The following is a 17,077-nucleotide window of genomic DNA, read 5'->3' as shown; positions in this document are numbered from 1 at the left end:
GCCCCCCCCCCCCCCCGGCCCCCCCCGGGGCGCGCCCCGGGCGCGGCCCCCACCGCGGCTTACCCTCCACCGCCCCCCCGGCGGGAGGGCGGACGGTCCGGGGGTGACCCGGGGAACGGCCTAGAAGAAGCTGTCGTCGTCGCCCTCGTAGTAGTTGTTCACGACCACCTCGGGCGTGTCGTCGCTGAACGCCTCGTTGAGCAGCGCGCCGCCGACCAGGCCGGCCGCGCCCGCGCCGATCAGCGCGCCGGTGCCGAAGCGGCGCCCGCCCTGGCCCGGCTGGCCCTGAGCGGGCTGGCCCTGGACCGGCTGCGGATAGCCCTGCTGGACCGGCTGCGGGTAGCCCTGCTGCGGGGTGTAGAACGGCGGCACGGTGGTCTGCACCCGCTGGGCGCAGGCGGCGCAGGTCTCGATCTGGCGCGGCACGCCCCACTGCGGCGACCACAGCACCGCCGTCGAGCCGAAGCCGTGCGAGGGGTCGAAGAAACACGTCACGGGGGAACTCCCTGGTCCTGGCTGGGTCATCGGGGCAGCGGGCGCCACAGCGGGTACGGCGGGCGCCATGGCCGGCGCGGCGGGCACGGCCGGAGCCGGCGCGGGGGCAGCGGGCGCGGGGGCGGCGGGCGCCGGTTGCAGGACGTCCACCCCGAAGTCGGCGGCGATGCCCGCGAGCCCCGACGCGTACCCCTGCCCGACGGCCCGGAACTTCCAGTCCGCGCCGTGCCGATAGAGCTCGCCGAACACCATCGCCGTCTCGCTGCCCGCCTCGGCCGCCACGTCGTAGCGGGCCACCTCGGCGCCGCCGTCCGGGTCGGTGAGCCGGATGTACGCGCCGCGGACCTGGCCGAAGCTCTGGCGCCGCCGCACCGCGTCGTAGACCGCGACCGCGAAGACGATCTTCTCCACCCCGGGCGCGACGTCCGCGAGCCGGACCTCGATCCGCTCCTGGTCTTCGCCGCCACCGGCGCCGCCCTGGTGGCGGACCGAACCGTCCGGGCTCTGCAGGTTGTTGAAGAAGACGAAGTGCTGGTCCGAGACGACCTTCCCGGAGGCGTCGCAGAGCAGGGCACTGGCGTCCAGGTCGTACCCGGCGCCGGCCGTCCAACCGAGACCGACCCGTACGACCCGCAGCCCGGGGGCCTGCTTGCCCAGGGAGACGTTGCCGCCCTTCGTCAGGGCCACACTCATGACACTTCCTCCGCCACCGTTCGAATGACCGCTGTTTCCACTGTTCGACCACGACAACGCTGTAGAGCTCGCCCCGGTTCCCGACTTCCCGTCAGTACCGGACGGGACGTTCCAGCAGGCCACGGGCCCGCGGCGCGGCCTGGCCGGCCGGGGCGCGCGGGCGGGGCGCCCTGGCGGGGTGTCGGCTCCCGACCTATTGTCAGGTAACATGACACGCCTTCGTCGCGCCGCCACCCTGGCCGCCGCCCTCACCGGCACCCTCGCCGCCCTGCTCGCCCCGGCCGCCGCCCAGGCCGCCCCGGCAACCTGCCGGGTCGTCGGCACCACCCCGGTGGACACCGAACAGGCCCGGCTCCAGGACCAGCGGACGACCGCCTTCACCGAGCGCTCCGGCCTGCACGACCTGCTCCGGGGCTTCCCCGCCGCCCTGTGCGCCGCCCGCAACGCCCGACAGGCGGAGCGGGTGGCGGGCGCCTGGGGCCGGGCGCTCTGGCAGGCCGGGGTGGACCGGGCCCAGGAGCGGCGGCCCAGCGGCGAACTCCCCGCCCGCGACGACCGCCCGCTGTACTGGACCAGGCTCGCCATGACCGTCCAACTGGCCCGCTGGCAGCCCCGGTTCGACGTCGACCCGGCCGACCTGCGGGCCCGCTTCGAGGACGCCTCCCGGGGCCTCGACGACGGCTTCACCGCCGCCCCCGGCGTCCGGCGGATCTTCGTCAGCGGCTTCGACCCGTACGGCCTCGACACCGAGCCGCGCCGCGCCAACCCCTCCGGCGCGGCCGTGCTGCAACTTCACGGGCGGCGGATCACCCTCGCCGACGGCAGCCCGGCCGAGGTCCGGGCCGTCCTGCTGCCGGTCCGCTACGGCGACTTCGACGACGGCGTCGTCGAGCGCGCCTTCGGCCCGCACCTCACCCCCGGCCCGCAGGCCGCCGACCTGATCACCAGCATCAGCCAGGGCTACCCGGGCCTGTTCACCCTGGAGGCCTGGGCCGGGCGGGCCCGCTCCGCCGATCCCGCCACCGACAACACCGGCACCCTCTCCGGCGGCACCCGGCAGCACCCGGTCACCGCGCCGGGCCTGGACGACGGCCCGGAGTTCATCCGCACCACCCTGCCCACCGACGCCATGACGGCCGTCCAGCAGCCCTACCCCGTCCGCCTCAACACCACCGTCACCGAGATCCCCCAGGACGGCGTCGACCCCGTCGACCGCGCGGACGGCCCCACCCCCGGCTCCCGCGCCGTCGCAGGTGGCGGCGGCGGGTACCTCTCCAACGAGGTCGCCTACCGCTCCAACCGCCTGCGCCTCGACCTCGCCCCCGACCTCCCCGGCGGCCACCTGCACACCCCCGTCCTCACCGGACTGCCCGCCGAGCAGGACCGCCTCACCGCCCCGGAGTTCGAGCGGAACGAGGCCGCCATCGCCGACCAGGTCCGCGAGATCCTGCGCCACGCCCGGTTCTGAGCCCGGCACCACTCCCGATTCCGAGCCCCGGCGCCAAGCCTGGTTCCGAGCCCCGGGCCCGCGCGGCGGGGACGGCTACACCGGCCGGGCGAAGCACGTCCCCACCGCGCGCGCCCGGCACTCGGCGATCTGCGCGTACGCGGCCGCCCGATCCGCCCAGTGCGAGCCCTCGACCGACTTGCCGCACTCCAGGTCCTTGTAGACCTGGAAGAAGTGGGTGATCTCCAGCAGCTCGAACTCGCGCAGGTCGCCGATGTCGCGCAGGTCGCCGTAGCGCGGGTCGTGGGCGGGGACGCACAGCACCTTCTGGTCCGGCCCGCGTTCGTCCCGCATCACCCACATGCCGACCGCCCGGCAGGTGATCACGCACCCCGGCACGGCCGGCTCGCCGCCGAGCACCAGCGCGTCCAACGGCTCCGCGTCGCCGCCGAGGGTGCCCTCGACGTAGCCGTAGTCCACGGGGTAGCGGGTGGCGGTGAACAGGGTGCGGTCGAGGCGGATCCGGCCCGCCGCGAAGTCCATCACGTACTTGTTCCGCGACCCCTGCGGGGTCTCGATCAACACCTCGAACTCCACCGCGGCCTCCTCCTCTGCGCCTGGGGAGATTGTCCGCCGTCCCGGCCGTACGGGCACCCTCCGCAAACGCCCTCCACGGCCCGCCGGGGTCCGTTAGCATCCGGATCATGGGGAGTTGGCGTGTCACCGTCCAGAACCACCACCGGCGCAGCGGCGGGCGACCGCAGGGGCGCCCGGAGGGGCCGCTGGCCCACTGCGGCGACCTGGCGCTGTACGGCCGGGACGGCGAGATCAGCTGTGTCGACGCCGAGGGCCTGGTCCGCTGGCGCCGCCCCTGCGCGGGGCGCCCGAACGCGGCCCACCTCTCCGGCGGCCGGGCGCTGGTCACCACCGACTCCTTCGAGTACACCGCCTGGGGCCACCTCGGCCCGGCCCTGCTGCTGGACCTCGACGACGGCGCCCTGGTCGCCGAACTGCGCGGCGAGCGCGGCACGGCCCTGGGCGGCGGCCGCTTCGTGCTCGGCCTGGAGGGCTACGGCGCCTTCGACACCTGGGCCTACGACCGGGACGCCACCCTGGTCGACTCGTGGCGCAGCTACGGCCACTACGTGGTCGGCGACGGCCTGCGCGTCGTCGAGACGGACCGCCGCCGGCCGACCGGGAGCCGGGTGGTGCGGCTGCTGCCCGGCGGGGGGATCGAGAGCGGCCCGCTGCTCGCCGACCCGCAGGCCCCCGCGCCGGTGGTGCTGGCCGACGGCACCGTCCTGGTGCTGGACGCCGGGGTGCTGCGCGCCGTCGGGCGCGACCTCGACGCCACCGTGCTCGCCGAGTTGCTCCCGCTGTCCGGCGGCGACCTGCACCGGTTCACCGGCACGCTGCGCCGCACGGCCGACGGCCTGGCCGTGACGCTCGTGGAGCGCCACCCGACCCGGATGGGCGGCTACACCACCCACCGCTGGACCCTCGGGCTGGAGTCGCCGAACTAGGGCGGCCGGCGGGCTTCCCGGCCCCCGGCACTCCTCGGCGGCCACTCTCCGCGACCGCTCCCACGGAGCAGTACCGGGCGCGCGGCCGCTCCGGCGGCGGTAGGACGGACACAGACGTGCCCGGGAGGAGAGACCGTGAAGATCGTCGTCGACCTCAACCGCTGCCAGGGCTACGCGCAGTGCGCGTTCCTCGCTCCCCGAGTGTTCGAGCTGCACGGGGAGGAGGCCCTGCTCTACACCCCGCAGGCCGCCGAGGACCAGCGCGACCGCGTCCAGCGGGCCGCCGCGGCCTGCCCGGTGCAGGCCATCGTGGTCGAGGAGGAGGACCGGTCCGATGTCCGATGACCTCAAGAACGGCCGGATCGTCATCGTCGGCGCCTCGCTGGCCGGCCTGCGCGCCGCCGAGACGCTCCGGGACGAGGGCTTCGCCGGGCAGCTGACCGTGGTCGGCGAGGAACGCCTTCCCCCGTACGACCGGCCGCCCCTGTCCAAACAGGTGCTGCTCGGGCGGGTGCGCGCCGAGGAGACCGCGCTGCCCCGGCGCCGCGAGGTGGACGCGCGGTGGAAGCTCGGCGTCCGCGCCACCGGCCTGGACGGGGACGGCAAGCAGGTCCTGCTCGCGAACGGCGAGCAGCTGCCCTACGACCGTCTGCTGATCGCCACCGGCACCCGGGCCAGGCCCTGGCCGAAGACCGAGCAGGCCGCACTCGACGGGGTGTTCACCCTGCGCACCGCCGAGGACGCGGCCGGCCTGGCCGAGCGGCTGGACGCCGGCCCGAAGCGGGTGCTGGTGATCGGCGCCGGGTTCACCGGCTCCGAGATCGCCTCCGCCTGCCGGGAGCGCGGCCTGGCGGTGACCGTCGCCGAGCGCGGCCCCGCCCCGCTGGTCGGGGCCCTCGGCGGGGCCTTCGGCGCCCTCGCGGCCAAGGTCCAGCTCGCCCACGGGGTCGACCTGCGCTGCGGGGTGACCGTCTCCGCGCTGACCGGCCAGGCAGGCCGACTCACCGGCGCCGAGCTCTCCGACGGCACCCGGATCGAGGCGGACGTCGCCGTGGTCGCCCTGGGCGCCGTCCGCAACACCGAATGGCTGGCCGAGTCGGGGCTCGCCGCCGGTCCGCGCGGGGTGGCCTGCGACGCGGGCTGCCGGGCTTTCGACATGTACGGGATCGTCACCGACGACGTCTTCGTCGCGGGCGACGTCGCCCGCTTCCCGCACCCCCTCTTCGAGTACCAGCTGCTCTCCCTCGAACACTGGGGCAACGCGGTCGCGCAGGCCGAGGTGGCGGCGCACAACATGGTCAGCCCGGGCCCGCAACGGCGGCCGCACCTGAGCGTGCCGTCCTTCTGGTCCAGCCAGTTCGGGCTCAACATCAAGTCCGTCGGCGTGCCCACCTTCTCCGACCACGTGGTCCTCGCCCAGGGCTCGGTCGAGGAACGCCGGCTCGTCGCGGTCTACGGGTACCGGGGCCGGATCACCGCCGCCGTCAGCGTGAACCGCGCCAAATGGCTGGAGCACTACCAGCGGCTGATCGAGACCGCCGCACCGTTCCCGCCCGACTGGGACGGCGTCGAGCCGCCCGCCACCCGCATCCCGGTCCCCTCCGACGTGCCCGACCCGAAGGTGCTCTCGCACGGCCCGACCGTCGCCCTCACCGGCCACCTGCCCGACCGGCGGCTGACCCTGCGGCACTGGGGCGGCTGAGCCCACCCGCCACCGCTCGACGGGCGCACGCCCACCGGGCCCCGCCGCCCGTCGAGGACCACCACCGCCGCCACCCCCGAGGAGCCACCGCGCATGGCCGCCGCCGACACCCTGTTCCGCCGGATCACCGACTACGCCAACCGCGCCGACCCCTACCCCCTGTACGCCGAACTCCGCGACCACGGCGTGGCCCGCCAGGACGACGGCAGCTACCTGGTCGGCACCTACCACGAGGTCGCCGCGCTGCTGCACGACCCGAGGATCAGCTCGGACCGCCGCAACCGCACCGTCCCGGACGAGCTGCAGGGCAGCGTCCCGGTCGCCTTCATCGGCCGGGACGACCCCGAACACGAACGGCTGCGCACCATCGCCATGCGGCCCTTCGGCCCGCCCCACGCGCCCGACCGGGTCGACGCCATGCACGGCGAGATCGCGCGGATCACCGGGGAACTCGTCGACGGGCTCCGGGGCCGCGACCGGATCGACCTGGTCGAGGACTTCGCCTACCCGCTGCCGGTCACCGTCATCTGCCGGCTGCTCGGCGTGCCGCGCGAGGACGAGCCGCGGTTCCACGCCTGGTCCGAGACACTGATCGCGGGCTTCGACCCCACTCCCGACAGCGATCCGACCGAGCGCCAGCGCGCGGCCACGCAGGCCCGGATGGAGATGGGGCTGTACCTCGGCGAGCTCGCCGAGAGCCGCCGGGGCAAGCCGTCCGACGACATGCTCTCCGCCTTCGTCAACGACCCCGGCCCATCGGGCGGCTTCACCGAGACGGAGCTGATGGCCACCTCGGTCCTGCTGCTCATCGCCGGGCACGAGACGACCGTCAACCTGATCACCAACGGCGCGCTCACCCTGCTGCGCCAGCCAGAAAGCCTGGAACTGCTGCGCGAAAAGCCGGAGTTGATGCCGCGCGCGGTGGAGGAGCTGCTGCGCTACGAGCCCCCGGTCCAGCTGTTGCCGCAGCGCACCGCGCTCACCGACATCGAGGTCGCCGGGGTCACCATCCCCAAGGGCGTGCCGCTGATCCTGGTACTCGCCGCCGCCAACCGGGACCCTCTCCGGTTCCACGAGCCCGACCGCTTCGACCCGACCCGCCCGGACAACCAGCACCTCGGCTTCGGCAGCGGCGTGCACAGCTGCTTCGGCGCACCGCTCGCCAGGGTCGAGGCGCAGCTCGCGCTCACCGCGCTCATCCACCGCCTGGACGGCCCCCGGCTGCTCCAGGACCCGCCCGAGTACCGGCGCAGCCCCGTCTTGCGCGGGCCCCGGCACCTGCCGCTCGCGCTCTCCGGGGTCAGGGACTGAGCGGCCCGGGCCCGGGAGGCGGCGTCGGCCTCCCGGGCCCGGGCGCGTTCGGCGGCCCTACGGGGTGCTGCGCACCACCGGCAGCTCCAGGAAGGACGGGTCGGCTCCGCCGTGCCCGATCCGGTAGCTCGCCCGGCCGTCGGCCGGGAGCAGCTGGAAGGAGTCCGGGTTGGCGGCGGCGACGGTGAGCCGGATCCGCTCGCCGGCCCGGAAGAGCACCGCGACGGGTTGCAGGTCGATGGTGACCTGACGGGCCCGGCCCTGCGGGAAGGGCGCCGCGTCGGTGGCCGCGTAGCTGCGGGGCGTGCGCAGCCGGCGCCAGTCGGGATTGTCGCCCCGGTCGGCCACGGCCCGGTCGGCGAGGGCGAGTTGACCCTCGGTCAGATAGGTGACCCGGCCGTCGGGGGCGACGTCCTCCAGGTAGACGTGCAGGGCTCCCTGGGCGGTGCCGTCGAGGCCGGTGACGTCGAGCGTGACGCGGCCGTTGCCGGTCACCCGGGTGTCGCCGGTCAGCGGCGGAGTGGTGTAGCTGAGGAGTTCGGCGTCCACGGCGGCCCGGTCGGGGTAACTGACCGGGCCGCCGTTGAGGTTGGTGTTCCAGCGGTCCAGCGGTCCGGTGCCGGCGGTGGGGTCGAGGCGCAGCAGGTCGGCGCCGGGGCGGTCGTCCGGATCGGGCCGACGGCGGCTGAGCGCGGCGTCCTCGCCGAGGTAGAGCCGCTGCGCACGGGTGCCGGGCAGCGGCCAGCGGGTGGTGGTGCGCCAGACGCCCTCGTTGAAGGTGTAGTAGTGCAGCTGCCGGGTGCCGTCGGGGCGGCCGTCGGCCCGCACGTAGCGGTCGAAGAAGTCGAACGTCCGCTGGGCGATCTGAGCGCGTTCCTGGTCGGTGAGGTGGCGGGCGGGCTGGAAGGGGTCGGCGAGGAAGCCCTGGCCGTGGTTCCACGGACCGATCCAGGCGTCCTGGGTGTTGGAGAGGCCGGTGAACTGGGAGAGCACGCCGTTGGCGGTGCCCGCGTCGAGCCAGCCGGCGTCGGTGAGCACGGGGACGCCGCCGGCCTCGACGGCGTCGGACTTCTCGCCGACGCTGCCGACCGTCCAGCTCGTCGGGCCGTCCTGGTAGTCGCGGTACACACCGGCCTCGGCCATGTCGACCAGGTTGGCGTTGCCCGCGTGCTCGGCGCGCGCGGCGGCCAGCAGGGCCGGTCCGTCCGGGCCGTCGACCGGCCGCGGCACGGCGCCGGTCAGGCCTGCGGCCGCGCAGACCTGCCGGGTCTGCTCGTCGGTGTCGCAGGTGGTGCCGCCGGCCTGGTCGAGGATGCGCAGCAGCAGCGCGTACGGGGCGATCCGGGGCTCGATGAGCAGGCCGCCGGGGCGCACCAGGTCCTCGTACGGGTCGAAGTCGTAGGAGATCGGGGCGGCGGCGGTGATGTGGTGGTTGCCGAGGGCGGTGGCGAGCATCGCGGTGTCGCCGCCGTAGGAGACGCCGGTGGTGCCGACCCGGCCGTTGGACCAGGGCTGGGCGGCGATCCAGTCGCTGAGCGGGCCGCTGTCGGCGACGATGTCGGCGCCGAGTTCGGAGCTCAGGGTGCCGAAGGAGGCACCGGTGCCGCGCAGGTCGGCGACCACGTAGGCGTAGCCGTGGGCGTTCCAGCCGTCGGCGTCGCTGCTGCGGCCGCCGTTGCCGGGTGCGCCGGGGTAGACCCGGGCCCGCCAGTAGCGCTGGGTGACCAGGACGGTGGGCAGGTTCGCGCCGTCCCTGGTGCCCTCGGGCAGCCAGACGTCGACGGCGAGGCGGACGCCGTCGGGCATCGTCACGTAGCGCGACTGGAGGTGCGGCTCGGCGGCCGGGGCGGCCGCGGCGGGCGCCACCGCGAGTCCGAGCACGGCCGCGGCCGTGACGAGCGCCGCCAGCGGGCGGCGCGGGATCCCTCCTGCCCGGCTCACCGGGAGGTCGGCTTCCAGGGGCCTTCCTCGGGCCTGGCCTCGGTGTCGGTGCCCGGCCAGGGCGGCATGGTGACGGCGGCGATCCGCAGCGGCCGGTCGGCGTCCTCGTCGGCCCGGAACTGGAACGCCGTGCCGAGCGGGATCGAGGCCGCCGTCCCCGGCACGAGCCGGACGATCTCCTCCCGCCCGCCCTGGCGGCGCCACAGCTCCCCGGCGCCCTCGACGACCTGCCACAGCTCCTGCACGGTGGCGTGCGACACCGCGTGCGACACCTGCCCGGGGGCGAGCTCGAACACCGCGAGGCTCCCCTGCCCGTCCAGGACCAGCAGCGGGAACACCGCGGACCCGTCCGGTGCGCGCACCACCTGGACGTCGTCGACGTCCGCTGTCTGGAACGGTTGTTGCACTGGCTGACTGCTCATCCGACCCGGCCTCTCTCGCGTCACGGAGTACCTTGGTCTCGTCCCCCACCGCCGATGAGAACACGCCTCTGTACCCGGCCGCCACCCTGAGATGTCCCGTAGTTCGACGCGCCGGTCCTGCGCCGGTCCCGCGCCGGTCTCGTGCCGGCCGCGCGCCGCTCTCAGCCGCCGGCGGGCGTGCCGAACTCGCGGAGGGCGTCGGTGACGATCGCGTCCAGCCGGGCGTGGTGGGCGCCGCGCCAGTAGGCCTGGCCGCAGTCGACGCACTGGGCGAAGACGTCGAAGGAGCGCTCGGTGCCGTCCCGCAGCTGCTCGCGCACCGAGGTCTTGTCGGCCTCGCGCAGCGTGCCGTTGCAGGTGGTGCAGCGGCTCCACGGATCGAGCGGGGGCGCGAAGCGGGAGAGCACGTCGCGCAGCTGCTCGTTGGGGCGGTGGCTGTAGACGTAGGCACCGGCCCACAGTTCGCGGCGGCGCAGCAGGCCCCGGTCGCGCGAGAGCAGGACGCGCTGCTCGGCGGCGGAGCGGGCGGCGAGCGCGGCGTCGCCGATGTCCGGGTTCTCGTAGGCGGCGTCGACGCCGAGCAGGCGCAGCCGGCGGGTGAGGGTGCCGAGGTGGACGTCCAGCAGGAAGCGCGGCGGGGCGGGCGAGGGCTGCGGCCGGTCCACGGCCCGGACGGTGACGTGTTCCTCGTCGACCGGCACGTGCGACCCGGGCACCGGCCGGCCGTCCACCAGCAGGGTGCCGACCTCGGTGAGCGGGACGCCCAGGGACTCGACGACATGGCCGAGCGTCGAGGTGCCGTCGGTGCGCAGCGCCGAGCGGCCGGCCCGCCGGGGCCCGGAGACGAAGAGGTGCAGCTCGGGGGCGAAGTCGAGCCAGATCTGGGGTCGGTCCACGCGGCCAGCATGCCAGCGGGCGGCGGCCCGGGCCACCGGTTTCCGGTCAGCCGTCGGAGCATTCTCGGGCGGGCCCGCGGCGGCGGCGGCCGGCGCGGGCCCCGACCGGGGCTGAGCAGCCGGTTCGGGGCGGCGCGCAGGGGCGGCGCGCAGGGTGCCGAGGGCGGGCGCCGGGGCGCTGCTGGTCGACACGGGTCTCCTGGCTGGGGGCGGCGCGCGGCCGGGCGTTCGCAACGGTTCGCGGCCCGGCCCAGGCAGGAGGCGGACCGGCGGTAAGGTCCAGCGATCACGGAACTCCTTGGTCCACTACCGGGCCCCACCGCACCGGCGGGCGAGCGCTGAACCCCCGTACGACGGCGGCGAATCGCTCCCCCCGCGGGCCCGGAACCGGCCCCGGCCGTACCGCCGCCGCGCCCTCCGTACCCGCTCCGAATCCGCCTCGCCCACCGGCCTCCGGGCGTCACCGACCGTGCCGAAGGGCCAAGTTTTGCCGTATTGACCGGTCAGTAACGCCCTCCTATGCTCAACGGCATTCGCGATCCGGCACCGGGCCCGGCGCCGCCGTGCCCGCCCGATCCGCCGCCGTCATCGGCTCGAAGGGCTCTTCCCATCAGCACCTCCATCGCCCGCTCGGACGACACCGGCCACCCGGGCGACACCGGCCACCCGGGCGACGCACGGGACGGCACCGGCACCCGCCGCCGCCGTTTCCTCACCTACCTGCTGGCCGCCCCGACCCTCACCGTCGGCGCCCGGCTCGGCCTCGACGCCGCCGCGCCCGCCACCGCGCGGGCCGCCGTTCGCGCCGCCGCGGCCGCCCAGGACGCCGCCGCCCCCTCGCAGTTGATCGGCCTGCCCGGCATCCCGGACATCCTCGACCTCGGCGACGCGCTGATCGTCGCCGGCCTGCCGACCTCGCACCTGCTCGTCCTGGAACTCACCACCGCCGGGCGCGCCGTGCTCCACCTGCCCCGGCTGGAGGTCGGCCAGGGCCTCACCACGGCCATCGCGATGCTCGTCGCCGAGGAACTCGACGCCCTGATCGGCGACGTGGACGTGCCGCTCTCCGACGGCCGCCCCGAACTGCTCTTCAACCAGCTGACCGGCGCCTCCAACTCGGTGCGCTCGCTGTACGACCCGGTGCGCGCCGCGGCCGCCGCCGCCCGCGCCCGGTTGGTGACCGCCGCAGCGCGGCGCTGGAACGTTCCGGCAAACACCCTGCGCACCGCCGACTCCGCCGTCCACGCCCCCGACGGCCGCCGCGCCCGCTACGGCGACCTCGCCGCCGAGGCCGCCGCCGTCGCCGCCCCCGCCGTGTCCAGCTCCCCCAAGGCCGCCGACCAGTTGCGCGTGGTCGGCCGGCCCACCAACCGGATCGACGCCCGCGACATCGTCACCGGCCGCGCCAAGTACGCCGGGGACCTCGCGATCCCGGGCGCCGTCCCCACCGTCGTCGCCCGCCCGACCACCATCAACGGCACGCTCAGGACCCTGGACGCCGCGGCCGCCCGCGCCATGCCCGGCGTGCTCGGCGTGGTCCGGATCCCCAGCGGCGTCGCCGTCCTCGCCGAGACCTTCGACCAGGCGCTCAAAGCCCGCGACGCGCTGCGCACCTCCTGGAACCCGGGCCCGGTCGCCAACCTCTCCACCCCCGACATCCGCGCCCAACTGCGCGCCGCCCACGCGCCGTTCCTCATCCCCCCGCTGCTCACCCAGTACGTGGACGGCGAATTCGACTTCGCCTTCGTCAACCACGCGCCGATGGAGGTACTGACCGCCATCGCCGACGTGCGGCCCAACCGGGCCGAGCTGTGGTTCGCCGCGCAGACGCCGATCGTCGCCCAGCAGGCCATCGCCGCCGAACTCGGCCTCCCGCAGAACGCCGTCACCGTCCACGTGGTGCGCGGCGGCGGCTCGTTCGGCCGACGGCTGTTCTTCGACGCCGCCCTGGAGGCCGCCCAGATCTCCAAGGCCGCGGGCCGACCGGTCAAACTCATGTGGACGCGCAACGACGACATGCGCCACGGCCGGATGCGCCCGGCCAGCCACCACCGGATCCGGGCCACCTACGCGCTCGGCCAGGTGCTCAGCTACGAGCACCGCGCCGCCACCGTCAAGACCGACTTCCGGCACGGCCTCGGCGAGATACTCACCGCCGCCGGCTTCAACCTCTCGCTCGCCGGGCTCAGCCTCGCCCAGGCCTTCTTCCTGCTCAGCGAGAAGAACCCGTACAACGTCGGCATCCCCACCCAACTCCTCGCCGAAGTGCCGCTGGACATTCCCACCGGCAGCTGGCGGTCGGTCTACTCCGGCACCGTCCGGGTCGCCGACGAGATCATGATGGACGAACTCGCCCGCCGGATGGGCCAGGACGCCGTCGCGTTCCGCCGCGCACGGCTGCGCAGCGCCGTCGGCCGGGCCGTCCTCGACACCGTCGCCAAGGCCGGCAGTTGGGGCCGCCCGATGCCCCCCGGCCACGCCCAGGGCATCGGCTACCACGACGAGAACAGCGGGTGCGCCGCCTACCTCGTCGAACTGGACGCCACCGACCCGGCCGACCCCCGGGTCACCAAGGCCGTGATCGCCGCCGACGTCGGCCGGGTCATCAACCCCCGGGGCCTGGAAGCCCAGCTGACCGGCGCCCTGGTCGACGGCATCTCGGTCATCCTGCAAGCCGGCAACCACATCGACAACGGGGCCGTACGCGAAGGCAGTTACTCCGACTTCCGGTACGCCCGGCAGCGGCACACCCCGCCGGCCGTCGAGATCCACCTCATGCCGCCGAGCGGAGCGCCCGGCGGCGCCGGCGAGCTGGGCGTCCCGGCGGCCTCCGCCGCGGTCGCCAACGCCTACGCGCGCGCGACCGGCACCAGCCCGCGCTCCTTCCCGATCAACTTCTGACTCCCCCAGCCGAGGAACCCCACCACCCCATGCCCACCCACACCTTCGTCCTCAACGGGCACCCCGTCAGCGTCGAGGCCCCGGACGACATGCCGCTGCTCTGGGTGCTGCGCGACAAGCTCGGCGTCACCGGCCCCAAGTACGGCTGCGGAGTGGGCGTCTGCCGCGCCTGCACCAGCCACCTGGACGGCGAGGAGTTCCAACCCTGCACCCGCTCCGTCAAGGACTGCGAGGGCCACCGCGTCACCACCATCGAGGGCCTGGCCGACGGCGACACCCTGCACCCCGTCCAGGAGGCCTGGCTCGGCTGCGACGTCGCCCAGTGCGGCTTCTGCCAGCCGGGCCAGATCATGACCGCCGTCGCCCTGCTGCGCCGCACCCCGAACCCGACCGACGCCGACATCGACCAGATCCAGAACATCTGCCGCTGCGGCAGCTACCCGCGCATCCGCGAGGCCATCAAGCAGGCGGCGGCCCGGCAGTCGGCGACGCCGTAGGCGGTCCGCCCCGCCCGGTCAGCGGGCGGGGCGGAGCGGACCGGGTCAGCGGGTCGTCAGCACTCCCGCAGGCCATTGTGGAAGTACCAGTTGCCGTCGGCGTACGCGCCGTAGACGTAGGACGTCGGGATGAAGGTGCCGTTCGTGCCGGCCACCTGGTACCAGACGTTGCCCTGGTTGTTGATGTCCTCGCCCCTGGTCCAGCACTGGATGTAGATCTCGTCCGACGACCACGAGTACGACCCCAGGTCGCCGGCGTTCTTGGACGCCCAGGAGTACGGCTGCGAGTAGACGCCCACACCGTGGCCGCTCGCGTGGTAGCGGAGCTGGTACCAGCCGTCGGCGAACGCGCTGCCCGCCGAGACGCCCACCGCGCCGGCGGCCACCGCCACCACGGCCGCCGCGGTCGCGCCGCGGCGGCCGATCTTCTTGAGGATGCCCTTGGTCATCTCAATTCCCCTTTTCGGTCGGGCCGTTGCGCCGCCCCGTTGACCGCGGCGACGGGGACAGCTGACCCGACATCCCACGGTGTTCGGTACCGCCTGACGGAAACTGACAACAGCTGACACCGGCCGCCGCCCGCCCCGAACACCCCGTCCACCCAACCGGAGTCCGTCGATCACGTAACGCAGCGGTCACGCGTCACTATGATCCGTACGCGACAAGCAACACCGGTCGCCGCTGGATCTGACATCTGACAACAGGGGGACGCCATGGCGGAGCAGGAGTCGCAACCCGCGGAGAGAGACCCGGCGCCGAGCGTGGTGGAGGCCCTCGCCGCCGAGCTGCGCCGGTTGCGGCTGGAGGCGGGTCAGCCCTCGTTCCGCACGATGGCGAAGACCGTCGGCTCCATCTCCCACACCACGCTCTACGAGGCGGCCTCCGGCTCGCGCCTCCCGTCCTGGACCACCACCAGGGCCTACGTCCGGGCCTGCGGCGGCGACGAGGCCGAGTGGCACCGCCGGTGGACCGCCGCCGCCGAGGGGTCGGCCCCATCGGCCCCATCGGCCCCTCCGACTCCAGCGGTCGAGCCCTCGGGACCACAGGTCGCCGCGAACACCACCGCCGACACCACGACCGACCGCACGGCCGCCTCCGCCGTCGCGCCCCCGGCCGGGCCGGGCCGGGGCCGCCGCCGGATCTGGACCCACGCGTTCTGCCTGCTCCTCGGCGTGGCCCTCGGCGTCGGCAGCACGCTCGCCGTGGTCGGCTTCCGCACGCCGGACGCCCCGGCCCCGTCCGCGCACGGCTGCCCGTCCGGGGACACCGGGTCCGCACCCGGCGAAGCGGCCGCCCGCCCCGCGCCGGGCCCGCGCCCGGCGGCGGCACGGACGGCCGCCGACGACGACGGCACACCGTCCTGGGCCTCCCGGATCGCCTTCGACCAGCAGGCCGTCTCCAGTACCGAGATCGTCCTTCCGGTGCTCTCCCCCGTCACCCCGGGCGACGCCCTGGTGGTCACGATGATGCTGACCAGCACCTGTCCCGGGTCCGTCACGGTCACCGACAGCCGGGGCGACCGCTTCCGGATCGTCGGGGACGTCACCGACTCGCTCCGGCACCGGATCCGGCTCCTCGCGGCCTTCGGGGCGGCCGCGCTGACCTCGGAGGACTCGATCCGCGTCGCCCACCCGCGGGCGAGCAAGTACCACGTCGCCGTGGACGAGTTCCGCGGCGTCTCCGCCGTCCGGGCCGTCGGCCGCGCCTCCGGTGACGCCGGCGGGACGACCTTCTCCACCACGGCCAACGCCGCCGCCTGCGCACCGGGCGACCTCCTGGTCGGCACGGTCGGCAGCAACAGCGGCAGCGCCCCCGAGTTCGGCACCAGTTGGACCAGCCTGCCCGCTCTGCGGCTCTCCTCCTACCGCCTCACCACCGCCCACCGGATCGCGACGGATCCGGACCACTGCGCCGCCACCGGGCAGACCACCTCCCAGTGGGGCGCCGTCCTCGCCGTCCTGCGCTGACCGTCCGCGCCGCTCCCCCACCCCTGGCCCGGCCGGTCCGGACCACCTAGAGCGTACGGGGGGCGGCAGGTTGTCGGCAGGAGCAGGCCCACCGCCGCTGCCCACCGATCCTGGCCTGGCTGGGAAGGGAGAAATTCGAGTGCTGTGGTGGGCCGGCGTGACAGGATCAGCGCAGTCACGTTGACGGAGGAACCTGTGGCGAGACGACCCCGCCTACCAGCAGATGTGTGACCGCGCCATCGTCCGCCGTTCCTTCTACAGACCCAGGTCTGGCGGCGTACCGCGTTCACCGGGCTGCAGGACGTCGGAACCGTTCGGCGCCGTCAGGCCTGCTCAATGTGCGTTCGAGTACATGTACGTGTTGGTGGTCCAGTTGAACACGGCGATCTTGATGGTCTTGCCGGCGTCGGACCGACTGTTGTCCTGTGCGGTGTACCAGCCGTTGCCGATGCTGGTGGTTGCGGGTATCCCCAGCCAGTCCCAGCCGCTGCCAGTCCAGGTCAGAATCCACAGGTTCTGGCCGTAGTGGTTGGTGTTGAGGATGGAGTCGATGTACTCATGACCGTCGTTGCCCCAGAAGACATCCATTTCCGCGTTGGCGTCCTTGGACTCGAGCATGTCGCACCAGTGGTAGTTGGTGGACCAGCAGACGATCGGTGACGGTGGTTGTTTCGGCGTCGAGGCGGAGGCCGACGCGGTGGCGACGACGGTGCCGGCCAGTACTGCCGTGGCCACAGCGAATACGGTGCGGCCCCTGAGCGTTCCGGTGAACGACATGTTGTCCTTCTTCCATTCGTCTTGTCGGAGCGGTGCGGTGCGGCCCGGCGAAGAGCCGGGCCGCACGGGACGATTACGAGTCGCCGCGCTTCGGCGGCGGCCCACTGCCCAGGGTCTGGACATCGGTGAGTTTGGCGGCGCCGGACATGAGGACGACCCCGTCGGCATCACGAGCGATGAGGTCTCCGGCCTGACCCGGCACCACGGCGTAGGCGAAGTAGCGATGGGCAGGGTCGGCGGGCAGGGCGTGGATCGGCAGGTTGCGCGGGGCCCGGTTGCCCACGTCGACTTCTTCCAGGCTGCTGACACGGGGGCTCACCAGGCCGTGGACGAGGATGAGTTTCGCGTGCCCGTCGATGGCGAAGTTCAACGGACTCTCAGCTGTCGAAGGAGATTGGCAGGCCAGTCCCACTAGGGCGCGTATTCGGTCGTGATCAATCTGCGCGATTTACCTTCGCAGCGGGTCCAGTTCCGGTAAACCGTGGTGCGTGACGCGAGCGCAACT

16 protein-coding genes are annotated in these 17,077 nt (G+C 74.2%); 8 read left to right on the top strand and 8 right to left on the bottom strand.

Going from position 1 to position 17,077, the window contains the following annotated elements; all coding sequences use genetic code 11:
* Positions 1–120 precede the first annotated feature (120 nt).
* Positions 121–1,188 (bottom strand): TerD family protein, encoded by a 1,068-nt coding sequence (locus tag ABT015_RS37040; protein ID WP_350887490.1) that lies wholly within the window; start codon positions 1,186–1,188, stop codon positions 121–123.
* 208 nt (positions 1,189–1,396) lie between these two features.
* Here ABT015_RS37040 and ABT015_RS37035 point away from each other — a divergent pair, with 208 nt between their 5' ends.
* Positions 1,397–2,656, top strand: a complete 1,260-nt coding sequence (locus ABT015_RS37035; RefSeq protein WP_350887487.1) for a PA0049 C-terminal domain-containing protein — start codon at positions 1,397–1,399, stop codon at positions 2,654–2,656.
* Between the two features lie 75 nt (positions 2,657–2,731).
* Here ABT015_RS37035 and ABT015_RS37030 read toward each other — a convergent pair whose 3' ends face one another.
* On the bottom strand, positions 2,732–3,232 hold the full coding sequence (locus tag ABT015_RS37030) for an inorganic diphosphatase (RefSeq protein WP_350887485.1): 501 nt from the start codon (positions 3,230–3,232) through the stop codon (positions 2,732–2,734).
* Positions 3,233–3,339: 107 nt separating this feature from the next.
* Between ABT015_RS37030 and ABT015_RS37025 the strand changes: the two genes are divergently transcribed.
* From ABT015_RS37025 to ABT015_RS37010, 4 genes are all read left to right on the top strand, one after another.
* Positions 3,340–4,158, top strand: a complete 819-nt coding sequence (locus tag ABT015_RS37025; protein WP_350887482.1) for a hypothetical protein — start codon at positions 3,340–3,342, stop codon at positions 4,156–4,158.
* 135 nt (positions 4,159–4,293) lie between these two features.
* On the top strand, positions 4,294–4,503 hold the full coding sequence (locus tag ABT015_RS37020; RefSeq protein ID WP_350887480.1) for a ferredoxin: 210 nt from the start codon (positions 4,294–4,296) through the stop codon (positions 4,501–4,503).
* On the top strand, positions 4,493–5,860 hold the full coding sequence (locus ABT015_RS37015; protein WP_350887477.1) for an NAD(P)/FAD-dependent oxidoreductase: 1,368 nt from the start codon (positions 4,493–4,495) through the stop codon (positions 5,858–5,860). The genes ABT015_RS37020 and ABT015_RS37015 overlap by 11 nt, the downstream gene beginning before the upstream one ends.
* A 93-nt stretch (positions 5,861–5,953) precedes the next feature.
* Positions 5,954–7,171: a cytochrome P450 gene (locus ABT015_RS37010; protein WP_350887474.1), complete on the top strand. Its 1,218-nt coding sequence runs from the start codon at positions 5,954–5,956 to the stop codon at positions 7,169–7,171.
* Positions 7,172–7,228: 57 nt separating this feature from the next.
* On the opposite strand, the gene ABT015_RS37005 is transcribed toward ABT015_RS37010, so the two are convergent.
* The 3 genes from ABT015_RS37005 to ABT015_RS36995 all read right to left on the bottom strand — a co-directional run bounded on the left by ABT015_RS37005 (position 7,229) and on the right by ABT015_RS36995 (position 10,430).
* Entirely contained in the window at positions 7,229–9,112 is a 1,884-nt protein-coding gene (locus ABT015_RS37005; protein ID WP_350887471.1) for a CocE/NonD family hydrolase, read from the bottom strand.
* Complete coding sequence (locus tag ABT015_RS37000; RefSeq protein WP_350887469.1) at positions 9,109–9,534, bottom strand: cupin domain-containing protein; 426 nt, start codon at positions 9,532–9,534, stop codon at positions 9,109–9,111. The genes ABT015_RS37005 and ABT015_RS37000 overlap by 4 nt, the downstream gene beginning before the upstream one ends.
* Before the next feature lie 161 nt (positions 9,535–9,695).
* Positions 9,696–10,430: a Mut7-C RNAse domain-containing protein gene (locus ABT015_RS36995; protein WP_350887466.1), complete on the bottom strand. Its 735-nt coding sequence runs from the start codon at positions 10,428–10,430 to the stop codon at positions 9,696–9,698.
* Positions 10,431–10,949: 519 nt separating this feature from the next.
* Between ABT015_RS36995 and ABT015_RS36990 the strand changes: the two genes are divergently transcribed.
* Positions 10,950–13,331 (top strand): xanthine dehydrogenase family protein molybdopterin-binding subunit, encoded by a 2,382-nt coding sequence (locus ABT015_RS36990; RefSeq protein ID WP_350887462.1) that lies wholly within the window; start codon positions 10,950–10,952, stop codon positions 13,329–13,331.
* 29 nt (positions 13,332–13,360) lie between these two features.
* Entirely contained in the window at positions 13,361–13,828 is a 468-nt protein-coding gene (locus tag ABT015_RS36985) for a (2Fe-2S)-binding protein (RefSeq protein WP_350887460.1), read from the top strand.
* Positions 13,829–13,884: 56 nt separating this feature from the next.
* Here ABT015_RS36985 and ABT015_RS36980 read toward each other — a convergent pair whose 3' ends face one another.
* Positions 13,885–14,277: a hypothetical protein gene (locus ABT015_RS36980; RefSeq protein WP_350887458.1), complete on the bottom strand. Its 393-nt coding sequence runs from the start codon at positions 14,275–14,277 to the stop codon at positions 13,885–13,887.
* Positions 14,278–14,541: 264 nt separating this feature from the next.
* Between ABT015_RS36980 and ABT015_RS36975 the strand changes: the two genes are divergently transcribed.
* Entirely contained in the window at positions 14,542–15,795 is a 1,254-nt protein-coding gene (locus tag ABT015_RS36975) for a helix-turn-helix domain-containing protein (RefSeq protein ID WP_350887456.1), read from the top strand.
* A 333-nt stretch (positions 15,796–16,128) separates the two neighbouring features.
* Here ABT015_RS36975 and ABT015_RS36970 read toward each other — a convergent pair whose 3' ends face one another.
* A complete protein-coding gene (locus ABT015_RS36970) occupies positions 16,129–16,572 on the bottom strand; it encodes a hypothetical protein (RefSeq protein ID WP_350887454.1) in 444 nt (147 codons plus the stop codon).
* A gap of 73 nt (positions 16,573–16,645) precedes the next feature.
* Complete coding sequence (locus tag ABT015_RS36965; protein ID WP_350887452.1) at positions 16,646–16,942, bottom strand: hypothetical protein; 297 nt, start codon at positions 16,940–16,942, stop codon at positions 16,646–16,648.
* Between the last annotated feature and the right edge of the window lie 135 nt (positions 16,943–17,077).

The sequence above is a fragment of the Kitasatospora sp. NPDC094016 genome (genome assembly GCF_040304045.1).
Lineage (GTDB): Bacteria > Actinomycetota > Actinomycetes > Streptomycetales > Streptomycetaceae > Kitasatospora.
The sequence above is the reverse complement of the archived record's forward strand: the minus strand, read 5'-3'. Positions and strand labels throughout refer to the sequence as shown.